Here is a 15,612-nt window from a genome sequence, read left to right as displayed (position 1 = left end):
AGCAGACGGGAACCGTCCGTCAGGAAGGCTCCGTTCCCCGCGCTTCCGGATTATATGTCCACCCCTCTTCCCCGTGGTATACCATCATGCGGGTCATGCCGCCGTCAATAACCAGGTTTTCTGCATTGACGAATCCGGAAAGGCACAGGAAAAACACCCCTTTCACCACATCCGCAGGGACGCCCGCGCGCCCTGCGGGATGCTGCAGGGCATCCTCCCGCGTCAAGGAGCCGAATTTTCCCGTATCAATCCAGCCGGGACTGATGCTGTTCACGCGCACGCCGCGCGGCGCCAGGCTCATGGCGAGGGCATGCGTCAGCGCGATGATGCCGCCTTTCGCGGCGCTGTAGCTCTCCGTATTCTTCTGAGACATGAACGCGCGGCTGGAAGCTATATTGACGATGGAAGCCCCGCGGGCAAAATGCTCCAGAAACAGGCTGGACAGCAGATAGGGGGCGGAAACGCCCACGCACAGAACCTTGTTGAACTCCTCGTAGGAACAGCCGGAAAGAATGCCCCGGCGGCTGATGCACGCATTGTTTACCAGCACATCCACGCGGCCGAAATGCTCAAGCACCTTTTCCGCAAAAAAGCGAAGGTCCTCCTCCACACCAGCATCACCCGTCACGCAGATATGGCCCTCTCCCGCCAGAACATCCAAAAGTCCGGCCGTCTGCTCATGGTCGACGTCCATCACAGCCAGCAGAGCTCCCGCCGCGGCAAAAGCCTCTGCAATGGCCCGGCCAATGCCGGAAGCGCCTCCCGTCACCACGACAACCTTGCCGGAAAAATCAGAATCCATCATGATCTGATTGTCACTCTTCACCGGGAGAAGTCAACAAGTTCCCCGTCCACCGCCCTAACGTGCGTACATCACATACCTGTAAAAGCCCAGCGCATGGGAAAGAAGCGGAGAACGGGTAACGACGTCCGTTTCCAAAATAAGACGAGCCATGGCTCCGGAAACGGTCATTTCCGCCTCTTCCGCCCGGTGGCTCACGCGTTCCAGGTCATTTGCCTTCACCATCTCCATTTTTCCGGACTCCTGGAACCGGCTTATATGGCTGCGCAGTCTTTTCAGGCGGGAAACAACTTCCACTACCTCAATGGCCCTTTTGTCCGCCGTCTCCGGGTCCTTCACATCCTGCAGCAGAAGGCGGATACGTTCCAGAGACAGGCAGAATTCCTCCATGGTCATCATCGGATCATTCCAGACTTCAGGAGAATCAATCATCAGGGGATGGTCCACCCATATACCCGCAACCGTCTTGTACAGCAGGGGGGAATCGTACATTCTGGCAGTCGCCAGTTTTAATAGGGCGCGGAAGCAGCGCTTGCACTCCTGGTCAGCCTTTACCCTCAGCTTTGCCAGCCCTTTATGGTAATAATTCTCAAATCCGGGAAGCCATGCCTGATAAGTATGCTCCATACGCAAAACATTGACGGCCTGCTCCTGCACCATGCGGCACTGAAGAGCCAGGGACACGGCATACGCATCAGCGGCAACCTTGCAGTCTATCCCTTCCAGCATATCCACCATGGAGGAATACTGAACCAGATAGGCTTCCAGGGAAGGAAGCATCCTGCTGTTCAGGTACTGGGCCATTCTCTTGTTGGTCAGCTTCAGTCCATACTTTTCCAAATCACCCTTGATCACGGCAGAGCCGTAATACTTGACATCATGAATCCTCAGGAGCTGCTCCATCACTTGGGAGTGCGCCTTCGCCACGCGTTCCCGTAGAATGGCGTGAAAAACGGGATGCTTCTCCCTGGACAACTTCTGAATATCCGGATTCAGGGTAAGAAGCTGTCGGCAATTCTCCTCATACTGCTTCTGCCGTTCCGCCAGCCGTCCCAGCTCTTCCATCACGCCTTCCCCTCTGTCGCGGTCCTGGACGGAGACAATCAAATCAGCCATCTGCTCCACATCCCTCAGCCGCAGAGAAAGCAATTCCTCATAAGATTCCACCGGGGAAAGCTCCCCGGAGCCGTTCTCCTGAGCCTGAGCATTCCCGTCCTCCCTGTCCCCGCAGGAACATGGCGCCAGGAAGCATACGCCTCCCAACAAGGAAAATTTCAAGAATAAAAAGAGATGGTATCTGTGCTTCATGAGGGAGGGACGTTGACGAGGGCAAGCCTCAGCAGCATCGGGCTGCATGGTTACCGTAAAAAAGACAGCACAAAGTTCAAGGTCTTTTCATTCCATCCGCAAAAAACTTGCCGTGGCATATCTTGCCGTCAAAGAAAGTCTACTGCAGTTCCACACCGTATTTACTATAGAAAAAATGAACGTTTCCCTCTTACGGACAGTCGCACCTTATTACCTATTCAACACCATACCTGCCGTGATTCTTGACATTCTGCAATACGGGCATCCCGCCCTCCGGGAGAAATGCAGTCCCATTGTCCATATCAATTCCGACATCCTCAGCTTTCTGCAAGACATGCAGGAAACACTGGCGCAGGGAGGCATCGGACTGGCGGCGCCGCAGGTGGGCCGTCCCATCCAGATGGTCACCATCAACATCCCCCTCACGGACACCTCCACCACGTGGCTGGAAGTGGACGGCAGCCCTGCCACGCTGGCACAACTTATGCCGCTGAACTTCATCAACCCGGTCCTCCACCCCTTCGGCAAAAAAGTCCCGTACCGGGAAGGGTGCCTGAGCATCTCCAAGGTATATGCGGACGTCACGCGGCGTTCCTGCGTAAAAGCCACGCTCATTCTGATGGACGGAAGGACCGTTACCATCAAATGCAACGGCCTTCTGGCACGCTGTCTGCAGCATGAAGTGGATCACCTTCACGGCAGCCTGTTCACGGACATCGTTTCTCCGCAGGACCATGAAAAAGTCATCCGGCGTCTTAGACTGACACATCCGGATGCCTTTGAGGAAGACGACGACAGCTACGCACGTCGCATGAAGGAGGAACGCCGGAGACTGGCCCAGGCCGCCCAGGTTCCGGCCATACCCCGGAAAACCGCGTGACCCACCTCTGTAAAAAAGCCCCGGCTTCCCTTTCAATGAAAGCCGGGGCAAATGCGACTGGCGGCAGCCAGGCTCAGTTGACCCAGTCCAGCACCACTTTACCGGACTTGCCGGAATTCATGGCCTCAAAGCCTTCCCGGAACTCCGTATAGGGCAGGCGGTGCGTGATGATCGGTGCGATGTCCAGGCCGCTGCGGATCATGGAATCCATCTTGTGCCATGTTTCAAAAATTTCACGTCCATAAATGCCTTTCATCTTCAGCCCCTTCCAGATGAACTTGTTCCATTCGATGCTGGAGCCGTCCGGCTGAATCCCCAACAGGGAAATACTCGCACCATTGCGGGAATTGTCGATGATGTCTTTCAGGCAGGAGGGAGCGCCGCTCATTTCCAGGCACACGTCAAACCCTTCCGTCATCTCCAGTTCCTTCATCACGTCGGAAAGTTTTTCACGGGTCACATTCACTGTGCGGTCCGCTCCCAGAGTTCTGGCCAGACCCAGGCGGAAATCGTTGATGTCCGTAATCACCACGGTTTTGGCCCCGGCCTTTTTGCACACGGCGGCGGCCATGCAGCCGATGACGCCGGCGCCCGTAATCAGGACATCTTCGCCCACCAGGTCCCAGGAAAGGGCCGTATGGACGGCATTGCCCAGCGGGTCGAAAATGGAGGCGATTTCCATCGGAATGTTCTTGTGGATGCGCACCACGTTGTCCTGGGGAATGGAAAGGTATTCCGCAAAGCATCCGGGCCTGTTCACTCCCACGCCCTGCGTATTCGGGCACAAGTGCTTCTGGCCGGAGCGGCAGCTGCGGCAGTGGCCGCAGACGATGTGCCCTTCTCCGGAAACGATCTCCCCGGGCTTGTACTCGGTCACGGATGAACCTACGGACTCAATAACGCCGCAGAATTCGTGCCCCACATGCATGCCCACGGGAATGGTCTGCTGGGCCCACTTGTCCCAGTTCCAGATATGAAGGTCCGTGCCGCAAATAGCCGTTTTGTGAATCTTAATCAGAACATCGTTCGGGCCGCCTTCCGGCATGGGAACATCCATCAATTCCAAACCGGGACCTGCCTGCGTTTTTACAAGAGCTTTCATGCGCCCCATTCATGCTCTTTTTCCTCCCCGGCGGCAAGCTCAAAATCACTTGCGCCCCCCTGTAAAACGCAGTTCCGGACCATGTCGAGAAAACGGGGAAAAACTGTTAGGGCGCCTTTACGGAAAAGCTTTCCTGTTCAAGCGACAATTCCTACACACACGCACTTTGCCCTTTCCAATAATGATGAATCATGCTACCAAGCTATACGGTTCATCTGCTGAACATCTTACTCCATACTTACAGAACCATGGCGAAGTCATTTTTACCCACCATTTTCGAACATCCGTATGAAATCGATCCCAAATACGGAAAAAGCGTAGCGTATTTCTGCATGGAATACGCTATCGACAACTCCTTTAAAATTTACTCCGGTGGTCTGGGCTACCTGGCCGGCTCCCACATGCGCAGCGCGCATGACCTCCGCCAGAACCTTGTCGGCGTCGGCATTCTGTGGAGTTACGGCTACTACAACCAGATTCGTGCGGAAGACGGCTCCATGGCTACGCAGTACATGCGTAAAAACTACCCGTTCCTGGAAGATCACAACATCAAATTCCTCATCCACGTCTGCGGCGCGCCGGTATGGGTAAAGGCCTATTTCCTGAATCCGGAAACATTCGGCACCGCTCCCATGTTCTTCCTTTCCACGGACCTGGAGGAAAATGACGAGGAAAGCCGCAACATTTCCCGGCGCCTGTATGATGCCAACGGCTTCACCCGTATCGCCCAGTACGTTCTGCTCGGCAAGGGGGGCGCGCGTCTCTTTGACGAGCTGGGCATCGAGCCGGAAATCTACCACCTGAATGAAGCCCACGGCCTTGCCGCCGCCTTCCACGTGCTGGCCAAGACGGGCAGCGTGGAAGAAGTGCGCAAGCGCTTCGTCTTCACTACCCATACTCCGGAAGAAGCAGGCAATGAAAAGATGGACGTGAACACGATGAACACGTTCTCCTTCTTCGACGGCCTCTCCATGGAACAGGTCCGCGCCGCGGTGGGCCTGACGGACAACACCTTCAACTACACGCTGGCCGCCCTGCGCCTTTCCCACATCGCCAACGGCGTTTCCAAGCTCCACGGGGAAGTCTCCCGCCAAATGTGGAAGGACTATGAGGGCATCTGCTCCATCACCCACATCACCAATGCCCAGAACCAGAAATACTGGCAGGACCCGGAACTGGCGGAAGCCTTCCACGCCCGGAATAAGGAAGCCTTCATTCGCCGCAAGCGCGCCTTGAAAAAAGCCCTCTTTCGCATGGTGGGGGAACAAACCGGCCGCGTCTTTGATCCCAACTGCCTCACCATCGTCTGGGCGCGCCGCTTTGCGGCCTACAAGCGGCCGGACCTGGTCACCGGAAACCCCACCATGTTTGAGCGCATGCTTCAGCGTACCAACTATCCGGTGCAATTCATCTGGGCAGGCAAACCCTACCCGATGGACCACGGCGCCATTGAAATCTTCAACCGCTTGAACGACATGACCGCCAAATACCCCCGTTCCGCCGTACTTACCGGCTATGAACTGGGCCTGAGCCGCTACCTCAAGAATGGCTCGGACGTCTGGCTGAACAATCCCGTGGTCACCCGGGAAGCGTCCGGCACCTCCGGCATGTCCGCGGCTATGAACGGCTCCATCTCCGTCTCCACCAACGACGGCTGGATCTGCGAATTTGCCAGGGACGGGGAAAACTGCTTCGTCATTCCGGAAGCGGCCCCCCACCTCTCCCCGGAAGCCCGCGACCGCTCCGACCGCGACAACTTCTACAACATTCTGGACGACAAGATTCTCCCGCTCTACTACGATCACAACGACAAGTGGATGGAAATCGTCTTCAACGCGATGACGGACATCTACCCCGAGTTTGATTCCGACCGGATGGCCGACGAGTACTATACCAAAATGTACAACAGTTAGGAACAATTCCTTTCTATTGCCGAACAATGTTGACCGGCTGCTCCGCTTTCAGCGGGGCAGCCTTTTTTAAGCAGAAGGAAAAAAATCAAACTCTCTTTTCCGGTTTCCACCGGCACACCCCTCCCCGGGAATAATGGAAAACCAGAAGAAAGCCCTCATTGCCTTTCACCAAAATATCTCATCCAGACAGAGGAAGAAAATGCTTCTTCCATGAAAGAAGGCAACCGGCAATAAAACCACAGGAAATAATGCCGATCCACGGCGGCATGAAGCCTCCGGATTCCGTACAGGACAGAGGCTCCTGTCCTTCCGAGGAAGGAAAAACTCTCCGCTGTAGCATGGAAATTCCCTCCGGGCATGGGAAACACGCCGCAGACACCCCTGCACTCTCCCCGTGGCCAAAAAACCTCTCTCACGCAAAAGAAGGCTGAGAACTGCCCTAACCCTCCGTTTCCGGCTTATCATGCTCCCCAGAATCCGGAGTCTTGACTCCGGCCCTGCGGTGGCGCGGGAAAATATTCTCCTCCTGCCAGACACGGGAAAAGGCGGAAGTAATCAGGCCCGTTGAAATGGCAATGATGGACACGGCGATGAACATGATCACTCCGGTAAAAATACGTCCCATCGCCGTGATGGGCACCAGGTCCCCGTATCCCACCGTACTCAGGGTTTCCACGGCAAACCAGAGGGCGTCGAAAAACGATCTGAACTTTTCCGGCTGGGCCTCGTGCTCCGCAATGTAAATCCCCAGGGAGGTCACATACAGCATGAACAGGATGACGGAAAAAAACAGGAAAAACTCGTCCCGGATCAGGTAAAAGGCCCTCTTAAAACTGGCGGCGGTTTTATTAAAGCGCGCCAGCTTGAAAATGGCCAGTACCCGGACAAGCCGGAGGGAATACAGCACCTGCCAGTCCGCCCCGAAAAACATGCTCAGGAACGGCAGGCAGACAATGAAATCCAGAATCCCCATGCCGCTGAACACATACATCCTGCGCGGCTTGGCGCACAATACCCGCAGAATGTATTCAAAGACGAAGAAATAGCTGATCCAGTTATTCACCTTGCCGGCGATCCTCCCCACCATGGGATGAACGTCCGGAATGGCATTCAACGTGTACAGGACGAACCAGACCAGGATCAGCACCCGGACGACATTCTCCCAGGGGCCGAAATTGGCTGCGCCTTCCTTCGTGCGGGTAATCAGGGGCATGGGGCATTCAGGGATGGAGGGCGGCTTTCCACTCATCGGCCTTGAAGCCGACGCAGATGCGCCCGTTGACAATTAAAATGGGCCGCTTAACCAGCATGCCGTTGGTCGCCAGCAGGGCCGCCTGCTCCTCCAGGCTCATGCCGGGAAGCTTGTCCTTCAGCCCCAGATTCTTGTACATCAGGCCGCTGGTATTGAAAAACTTCCTGGACGGCAGCCCGCTGTCCCTGATCCATGCAAGAAGTTCCTCCTTCGTGGGATTCTGTTCCACGATGTGGCGATCTTCATAGGAAACACCTTGTTCATCAAGCCATTTCTTGGCTTTCTGGCAGGTCGTGCACTTGGGATATTCGATAAACAGGCAAGACATATCCTCACGCTAGCCCCGCATAAACTCCGGGTCAAGCGGCCAGCACAGCCATCATGCCGTCATGACTTGATTGGAATGATTCCACACATGGGCAAGGCCCCACGGAAAAAGCGCCATTCAGCTCAGGCATTCAGCTTAAAGCACCATGACGCTGCCAAGCTGCGCTATGGACACCGGATTGGCCTGCCGTTCCTCCAGCGCATTCGCCAGCGCGAGAGACGCCTGTTCCTCCCCGTGTACTAGAATGATATTGCTCTTGGGACCGCCGGTCCTGTCAAAATACTCCAGCAATTCGCCGTGGTCCGCATGGCCGGAGAAGGAATCCATCTCCCGGATTCTGGCGCGCACGCGGTATTGCTTGCCCAGGATCGGGACCTCCTTCCATCCATCGATGATCTTACGGCCCAGGGTATGTTCCGCGCAATACCCCACAAAAAGGACAGTATTCTTCGGATTGCCGATGTTGTTTGCCAGATGGTGCAGGATGCGGCCTGCCTCGCACATGCCGGAAGCGGAAATGATGATGGCCTGTCCGTCCATCCTGTTCAGCGCCTGGGACTCTCCCACGGAACGGATCATCCGCAGCTGCTCAAAGGAGAACGGATCCTGTTCCCGGAACAGGAAATCGTACACTTCCTTGTTGAAGCACTCCGGATGAATGCTGAAAATTCCCGTGGCGCTCACGGCCATGGGGCTGTCCACATATACGGGCAGCAGAGGAAGATGACCTTCATGGTAGGCCCTGTTCAGCAGGTAAAGGAGCTGCTGGGTGCGCTCCACCGCAAAGGAGGGAATGTAAATGCGGCCTCCCAGCTCCAGGGCCTCCCTGATCGCCTGGCAGAACGTCTCGTCATCCCGGGAAGGAGCTTCATGAAAACGGCCGCCGTAGGTGCTTTCCATCAGCAGAATATCCACATCCGGCACAGGCACGGGATCGCGCAGAAGCTCGTTGTCGCCCCTCCCCACGTCCCCGGAAAACAGGAAACGCTTCCTCTTGCCGTCGTCCCGGTCTTCAATATCCAGGCATACCTGGGCGGCTCCCAGAATGTGGCCCGCATCGTAAAACGTCAGCGTTACTCCCGGAGCTACCGGAATGGGACGTTCATAGCCGATGTTCACAAACAGGCGCATGCAGCGTTCGGCATCCTGCTCGGAATACGTGGGGTACACCTCCGGTTGGTCAATGCCGCGGCGCTTGTTCATCTTGTTGATGAATGCGCAATCGTGTTCCTGGATGCGGGCGGCGTCCGCCAGCATGATCTGGCAAAGGTCGCGCGTGGCGTACGTGCTGTACACATTTCCCTGAAACCCCTTCTTCACCAGATTGGGAAGGTTTCCGGAATGGTCGATGTGCGCATGGGAAAGAATCACCACGTCCACATCTGCCGGAGAAAAATACGGAAAATCCTTGTTGATGTGCCACGCTTCCTCTCGCCTGCCCTGATACATGCCGCAATCCAGAAGAATCCTGCTCCCGTTCACCTCCAGCAAATGCTGGGACCCCGTCGTCGTACCTGCCGCGCCGCAAAAATGAATTTTCATTAATACATGTGTACAACAAGCCCCCGTCTAACGCAAGAAATCAATGCCGTCCGGAATGATGAATTTCCTGTAACGATGCCCGCTATTTAAACTCTTTGCACAGGTTTTCATCCGGTAAAACTCCTCATCAACACGGTATATATTCCCGAAAAGGTTTTCATAACACATGAGGACAACTTCCGGAGTAAGGAAAAACAAAAAGCTGTTCCCTCAATATTGAGGGAACAGCGCATCACAAATACCGTTTGCTCTTAAAAAATCAAAGAGGCAATATCCTCATTCCTTGACGAGGCATTCCTATGACAGGCGCCCCATAATTCCCCTTCTCATACAGAAAAACAAAATCATCTGTTGTTTTAACCTCAAGACCATTTTCCCAGTCTATATATTCATAGGAATCCGAGCATGTTGCATATGTCCACCCCTCATATTGAAACCTTATGTTAACATGGCCATCCAGAAAAATATCACCCATATCAAGAAAAAATCCCACCCCTGGTATCATACTCAAATACCAGGGCGTTTCTCTTTCAATAGTTATTTTAATTCCATCAATTTCATATCTTTCAATTGAACGATAGTAGAACACAAATGATAGCAGAAGCTGCAATGCATAAACAAAAATAATTGCCTTTGCGGCATTGGCTGTTTTCCTTGATTTTTTCCCTGGCAAAAACTCTTTTTCCATGTATCTGCTACTTTATATTTGTTCCTATTCCATGTACCCTTGTCAAAATATTGTGATTCAAATACTTTGGATTTTTTTCAGAGCCAGCTGCCGCTCTGTCAGATTTCATTTCCGGTTCACACTCCTGTTGTCTTATGCCAGAACGAATCAATGAGTCTCCAAAATCAATCACCAGGCAACCCTTGCACATAATTATCCTTTGTGAAGCGCCCATGCAAAATGACGAGCATTATTGGCACCATTGGCAGCGAATTCAGGCTTAAACCCAACATCTTTTTGATTTCTCAAAGTATGCCATGCATTACCCTCTTGAAATCGCAAGACCTTTATCTACATGAAAAAGATTGTCAACATGATTAAACCATTTACTTTCTCTTTTCATTTCTTCCCTTTTAGAAAAGAGAACACAGATAGCGGATAAGAAATGCCCATGAAACGCGGGAGCCTCTCTGACCATGGAACAATAAAACGCTATTCCTTCAACCCGGAAGGAACAGCCTGCAAAACATGCTCATTGCCTTTCAAGAAAGTCCAAGAGCAAACGCATACACAAAGGGGAAAAACCATAAAACAGACAAAGCCAGAGCTAGGATAAAATCCATTTTCTTTTTAGCTTCAATGAGTCCTCCTACCCCCCACAACAAACTAAGAATAGGACCGCCAAGTATTATTAGCCCAAAAAACATCGTGACCCATTCAGACAAGTTACTCAAATCCATCCATTTCGGAAAACCATAAAAACGGACTCCCACCTCCGTTCCGCAGAAAAGCAATGTAAGGATCCATGAAGCTAGCACGGGATAGTATGATTTGATCTTCATGGGGATGATTTAAACAACGGCAACGAATATCTTCTGCATTCTCATCTTCTTCAGCGAATCATCGACTCCCTGCAAAACGCAGGTGCATAAATTTAATAGAGCACCGTGTTACCACCTGCAGAATGCTGTTTTCTTACTCAGAGATTTCATTTCTAAGAGGCGGACCTTGATTAAGTGGAACATGGGAAAAAGAATGCACCACGGGATTACCGCGGAATACCGAAATCGGGACAGCCTCCTGCCTGTTGAAACCATAGCAAAAACCGACAAAAAAGGCGGGAAAAAATCCCGCCTGCTCAAATTTTCTACAGAATGAAAATCTACTTCCCTTCCTGATTGGTTTCCTCCGGTTTTTCCGCTTCCACGTCAATGGGCTGCGAAAGTTCCGGAGAAGGTCTGGATTCCGGCTTGGAAGCGGAGGAATCGGACATGGCTTCCTTTTCCGTCTTCAACAACTCGTCCTCAAACTCGGATTTGGCCTTCTTGAACTCTCCCAGGCTCTTTCCCAGTCCACGGGCGAATTCCGGAAGTTTTTTGGCTCCGAACAGCAGAAAGACAATCACCAGAATGGCGATGATCTCCGGAGTTCCCAGACCGAAAATGGCTAGTGTATTCATCATGGAAGATACGATATTTTTAACAGATTTATTTCAATGTGGAACTTCATAATACGCTTCATGCGTCATCGCTCCCAGCCTGTTCCTGCTTTTGCTGTTCTGCAAGCCTCCTGACGGCAAAACGGTGAAAACGCCAGACCACGAGGAAAATCACCAGCGAAAGCACCGCCAAACTGCCCCACAGAAGCCAGGATGCGGCGGATGCCGCCTCTTTGTCGCCCAACTCTCCAGCCTGGCTCCAGTAATAATAGGACAGCACGGGGTTCCAGGCTAGGGAACTGTCCGGAAGCAGATGCAGGCGCGCCATGCGGTTCATGGCGGGCAGATAGGCAGCCTGGGCGGAAGCCTTCATCAGGGAATCTCCCTGTGCGTCATCTCCCTTGGCATAATAAAGCTGGGCCAGCATGTACATGCCCTTGGGACTTCCCGTAGCATCCACGACGCGGCGCAGAAGCCTGTAAGCCTCATCGGCATCCAGTTCGCCGCCCTTGCCGTTCTGAAGAAGTTCCGCGGCCTTCAGGGCCGCGGGAGCATAGCCGATTGCGGCGGCTTCCCTATACAAAGACAGAGCGCGGGCGGCATGCTCCCCGGACGGGGAATCCTCCATGAGCATATCTGCCAAGGCAGCCATGCTGTACGGGTCCTTCCACTCCGCACCCTTCTCAAACCATTGGCGGGCCTTCTCCATGTCCCGGGGCATATACTTGCCGTCCCGGTACATGATGCCCAGTTCCATGACAGCACCCAAATCCTTTTGCTGCGCGGCCTTTTCAAACCATTGCACGGCCCAATTCGCATCCCTGGGCACGCCGAGGCCGTCCCGGTACTTGAAGCCAAGCAGCCCCTGGGCTGTCAGGTTCCCGTGTTCGGCCGCACGCGTCAGCCAGGGGACGGACTTCTCCGGGGAACTGCCGGGAACCAGCTTCCTTTCATAAAGAAGGCCCACCCACAGGGCGGCCTTGGGATCGCCCGCCTCCGCCTCCTTCTGCCAGGAATGGAGGGCCTTTTCATAATAGCTGGTGGCCAGGGCCTCGTCCCGGAGGCCTCCCATGCCCTTGGAAATCATCGCCGCCGTCTGATACTGGGCATCCGCATTGCCGCTGTCTGCGGCGCGGGTAAACCAGAACCGGGCTTTCTCCATATTCTTGGGATAAAGACGGCTGCCGGTGTAAAACAGCTTGCCCAGGTCCAGCATGGCAGACACGTTCCCGGCATCGGCCGCCTTCTCCGTCAGGGAAACGTACTGATTCATCCATCGGGAAGTTTCCGGCACATTGCCGGCCACCTCATAATGCACGACCAGTTGTTTGGCCGCATCTGCGTCTCCGTTCATGGCTTTCTCCCTGAGCCCGGCCAGATAGGCGTCAAAATCTCCTTCTCCGGAGGAAACCGGAGAAGGAGGAACAGGAGATGCCTGAAGAGAAGGCTGTGCCAGGCACAGCGCGCATAATCCGGCAAGGAACCACCATCTGCAATGTCTCTTCATACCGGCACAAGTAAATGATTAACGTCCTCTGCCTCCGCGGGAAAAACCGCCGGAGGATCTGCCTCCGAAGCCGGGCTTGCGGAATCCTCCTTCGCGGCGCTGGAAGCCACCTTCACGGCGTTGAAAACCTCCTTCGCGACGCTGGAAATCTCCCTCACGACGATTTCCTCCAAAACCGCCTTCACGACGCTGGAAACCTCCCTCGCGACGGTCACCTCCGAAGCCGCCTTCACGACGTTGAAAACCTCCTTCGCGACGATCTCCTCCGAAACCGCCTTCACGCCTCTGGAAACCTCCCTCGCGACGGTCACCTCCGAAGCCGCCTTCACGACGTTGAAAACCTCCTTCGCGACGATCTCCTCCGAAACCGCCTTCACGCCTCTGGAAACCTCCCTCGCGACGGTCACCCCCAAAACCGCCTTCACGGCGCTGGAAACCTCCCTCGCGACGATCTCCTCTAAAACCGCCTTCACGGCGTTGGAAACCTCCCTCACGGCGATCCCTATTGAAACCGCCTTCACGCCTTTGGAAGCCTCCCTCACGGCGGTCGCCTCCGAAGCCGCCTTCGCGGCGCTGGAAACCTCCCTCGCGACGATCCCTATTGAAACCGCCTTCACGCCTCTGGAATCCTCCTTCACGGCGGTCGCCTCCAAAACCACCTTCGCGGCGACCTCGGAAATCGTCGCTCCGGTCATTCCGGCGGTCACGGGAACGGAAAGAATCATCCCGCATCACATCACCTTCCGCGACCTCATCCTGTTCGTCCGTATCTGCAAAACGGGTCTTCATCTCGGGAGAAGGCTCATAAGATTCTCCCGCTTCAAAATCGTCCGGATTAAATACATAACCCTCATCGGAGTCAGAAGCGCTGCCGGATTGTTCCGTTTTGGCGGAAGTCCCGGTGGCAAGCTGGGCCGCACCCAGGTACTTGCGCTGGCGGGGCGGATTCTTCAGAAGAAGAGCCACATCGGCATCATCCATGAACCTCCAGCTTCCTGGGTCCAAATCACCGCCCCACAAGGAACCGATGCGCACGCGCACCAGCTTACGCACGCGCAGGCCCAGGCACTGGAACATCTGGCGGACCTGCCGTTTCAAGCCCTGCTCCAGCACGATGCAGGCGCGGCGCGCGGAAGCGCGGCAGACATATTTGGCCTTGGCGTTGCCTTCCGGAATGCGGACTCCGCGCAGGAACTGCATCAGGACGGAATTGTCAAAATTCTGATCCACCGTCACCCAGTACTCCTTCTCAATGCCTCCGGTGGGATGGGAAAGGGTCTGAGTCAGCTCTCCCTTGTTGGTCATGATCAGCAGGCCCTCGGAATCGGCATCCAGGCGGCCCACGTAATTCAAATGGCGCAAACGGGGCGGCAGCAAGTCGTAAACAGTGCCAATCGCGCCCTGGGCCTCACGGCTGCACACATAGCCGCGGGGCTTGTTCAGCAGCACTACCACTTCCTCCATGGGAGTCATGTGGCGGCCGTCCACCTTCACGAAATCCTTATCGGTTACTTTCATTCCGGGAGTATCAATAACTTTCCCGTTCACCTCCACACGTCCTTCCTCAATCAATCTGTCAGCCACCCGGCGGGAATCAATGCCGCAGGATGCCAGGAATTTATTAATGCGGATACCTCCGTTTTCTTCGGAGCCATGTTGTTCTTCACTCATATCGATGTAATGTCCGCTATCTCAGCGGATGTTTTTTATTTGTTTGTTTTGCCGGCAGAACACGTTTTCCAAGGGGAAAAGTTCCGCCAGAAGAAAAAAGCCTCCCGGTTTATAGACATCCGAGAGGCTTCCTGTATTAGGAAAATGATGCGCCATAACGGCCCCGCAGAGGGAAAATCCCGGCGGAAACACTGTCAGGCTTAAGCTTCATGCTTGGTCTTCGGCAGGCCGAGGGGGCTTTGGCCCTTCTTCCATTCACCGCGTTCCTTGAGGAGCTTGACGCGTTCGAAACGCTTCAGGACGGAACGCTTGCCGCCTACGGTACCGGTTGCTTTGAGGCTGGAATGCTTGGACATGATCTTGTGATTTCGTAAAAGGTTCAGAAAGGTGCTTTACACCACCCTCACGGTGGCAGGCGAGGTCTTATAACGGAAGCCCCCCCTCTTGGCAAGAGAAATTTGACGCGACGGCCAAATATCTCACCTGGCGCCGTCCTCCGGATGCGCCTCCACCCATGCCCGCCATAAATCCGGACGGTTCAGGCGCGTACGTTCCAGGGACCGTTCATGCTTCCATTTCTCAATGGCGGGATGGTTGCCGCTCAGCAGGATTTCCGGAACGGACAGGCCGCGGAACTCATTCGGCTTGGTGTAGGCGGGAGCCTCCAGCAAACCGTTGGAAAAAGACTCCTCCACGGAAGAACGTTCATCCCCCAGCACCCCGGGAATCAGCCGCGCCACGGCGTCAATGACCACGACGGCGGCTATGGCTCCGTTGGTCAGGATGTAGTCCCCGATGGACAATTCTACGTCCACCAGTTCCTCCACCACGCGGTGGTCCACCCCCTCGTAATGGCCGCAAAGAATGATGAGATGGCCGCCGGAAGCGGCCAGTTCCCCGGCCAGGTCCTGGTTGAACGTCCTCCCCTGCGGAGTCATCAGCACCACCCGCGTTTCCGGGCGCCTGAGTTCCTCCACGGCGGCGAAAATAGGTTCCGGCTTCAGCAGCATGCCCTGTCCGCCTCCGCAAAGATAATCGTCCGTCTTGCGGTGCCTGTCCTTCGTCCAGTCCCTGATATTGTGGCAGCGCACCTCCACAAGGCCCTTTTCACGGGCCTTGCCGAGGATGCTCCCCGCCAGGGGGGCTTCCACCATCTCCGGAAACAGGGAAAGAACGTCTATGGTCAGAGCGGCAGACATAAA

The 15,612-nt window shown here is 54.8% G+C and carries 15 protein-coding genes; 2 read left to right on the top strand and 13 right to left on the bottom strand.

What is annotated here, in order from left to right; all coding sequences use genetic code 11:
- Positions 1-19 precede the first annotated feature (19 nt).
- Complete coding sequence (locus V3C20_RS08755) at positions 20-805, bottom strand: SDR family oxidoreductase (RefSeq protein ID WP_192907220.1); 786 nt, start codon at positions 803-805, stop codon at positions 20-22.
- Positions 806-859: 54 nt separating this feature from the next.
- Positions 860-2,080 (bottom strand): hypothetical protein, encoded by a 1,221-nt coding sequence (locus tag V3C20_RS08750; RefSeq protein WP_130084775.1) that lies wholly within the window; start codon positions 2,078-2,080, stop codon positions 860-862.
- Between the two features lie 265 nt (positions 2,081-2,345).
- On the opposite strand from V3C20_RS08750, the gene def reads away from it, so the two are divergent.
- Positions 2,346-2,990, top strand: a complete 645-nt coding sequence (def, locus tag V3C20_RS08745; protein WP_130084806.1) for a peptide deformylase — start codon at positions 2,346-2,348, stop codon at positions 2,988-2,990.
- Between the two features lie 73 nt (positions 2,991-3,063).
- Here the strand turns inward: def and tdh are convergent, their stop codons facing one another.
- Positions 3,064-4,101, bottom strand: coding sequence for an L-threonine 3-dehydrogenase (gene tdh, locus V3C20_RS08740; RefSeq protein ID WP_130084776.1), 1,038 nt, complete (start codon positions 4,099-4,101; stop codon positions 3,064-3,066).
- A gap of 239 nt (positions 4,102-4,340) precedes the next feature.
- On the opposite strand from tdh, the gene glgP reads away from it, so the two are divergent.
- On the top strand, positions 4,341-6,005 hold the full coding sequence (glgP, locus tag V3C20_RS08735; protein ID WP_130084777.1) for an alpha-glucan family phosphorylase: 1,665 nt from the start codon (positions 4,341-4,343) through the stop codon (positions 6,003-6,005).
- Between the two features lie 439 nt (positions 6,006-6,444).
- Here the strand turns inward: glgP and V3C20_RS08730 are convergent, their stop codons facing one another.
- From V3C20_RS08730 to trmD, 10 genes are all read right to left on the bottom strand, one after another.
- A complete protein-coding gene (locus V3C20_RS08730) occupies positions 6,445-7,218 on the bottom strand; it encodes an ion transporter (protein ID WP_161981427.1) in 774 nt (257 codons plus the stop codon).
- Between the two features lie 7 nt (positions 7,219-7,225).
- Positions 7,226-7,585, bottom strand: coding sequence for an arsenate reductase family protein (locus tag V3C20_RS08725; RefSeq protein WP_067569088.1), 360 nt, complete (start codon positions 7,583-7,585; stop codon positions 7,226-7,228).
- 135 nt (positions 7,586-7,720) lie between these two features.
- Positions 7,721-9,127, bottom strand: coding sequence for an MBL fold metallo-hydrolase (locus V3C20_RS08720; RefSeq protein WP_130084779.1), 1,407 nt, complete (start codon positions 9,125-9,127; stop codon positions 7,721-7,723).
- 259 nt (positions 9,128-9,386) lie between these two features.
- Positions 9,387-9,815 carry a hypothetical protein gene (locus V3C20_RS08715; RefSeq protein ID WP_130084780.1) on the bottom strand — a complete coding sequence of 143 codons (429 nt, stop codon included), beginning with the start codon at positions 9,813-9,815 and terminating at the stop codon, positions 9,387-9,389.
- Between the two features lie 521 nt (positions 9,816-10,336).
- A complete protein-coding gene (locus tag V3C20_RS08710; RefSeq protein WP_130084781.1) occupies positions 10,337-10,636 on the bottom strand; it encodes a hypothetical protein in 300 nt (99 codons plus the stop codon).
- A 320-nt stretch (positions 10,637-10,956) separates the two neighbouring features.
- Positions 10,957-11,256, bottom strand: a complete 300-nt coding sequence (gene tatA, locus V3C20_RS08705; RefSeq protein ID WP_130084782.1) for a twin-arginine translocase TatA/TatE family subunit — start codon at positions 11,254-11,256, stop codon at positions 10,957-10,959.
- Between the two features lie 55 nt (positions 11,257-11,311).
- Positions 11,312-12,739, bottom strand: coding sequence for an SEL1-like repeat protein (locus V3C20_RS08700; RefSeq protein WP_130084783.1), 1,428 nt, complete (start codon positions 12,737-12,739; stop codon positions 11,312-11,314).
- Positions 12,740-12,757: 18 nt separating this feature from the next.
- A complete protein-coding gene (locus V3C20_RS08695; RefSeq protein WP_149879822.1) occupies positions 12,758-14,410 on the bottom strand; it encodes a pseudouridine synthase in 1,653 nt (550 codons plus the stop codon).
- Between the two features lie 200 nt (positions 14,411-14,610).
- Positions 14,611-14,766: a small basic protein gene (locus V3C20_RS08690; protein ID WP_012419301.1), complete on the bottom strand. Its 156-nt coding sequence runs from the start codon at positions 14,764-14,766 to the stop codon at positions 14,611-14,613.
- A gap of 123 nt (positions 14,767-14,889) precedes the next feature.
- Positions 14,890-15,609, bottom strand: coding sequence for a tRNA (guanosine(37)-N1)-methyltransferase TrmD (gene trmD, locus V3C20_RS08685; RefSeq protein ID WP_130084785.1), 720 nt, complete (start codon positions 15,607-15,609; stop codon positions 14,890-14,892).
- Positions 15,610-15,612 lie beyond the last annotated feature (3 nt).

It is taken from the genome of Akkermansia sp. RCC_12PD, assembly GCF_036417355.1.
GTDB lineage: Bacteria > Verrucomicrobiota > Verrucomicrobiia > Verrucomicrobiales > Akkermansiaceae > Akkermansia.
Note: the sequence above shows the minus strand (reverse complement) of the source record. Positions and strands in the feature narration are given on the sequence as shown.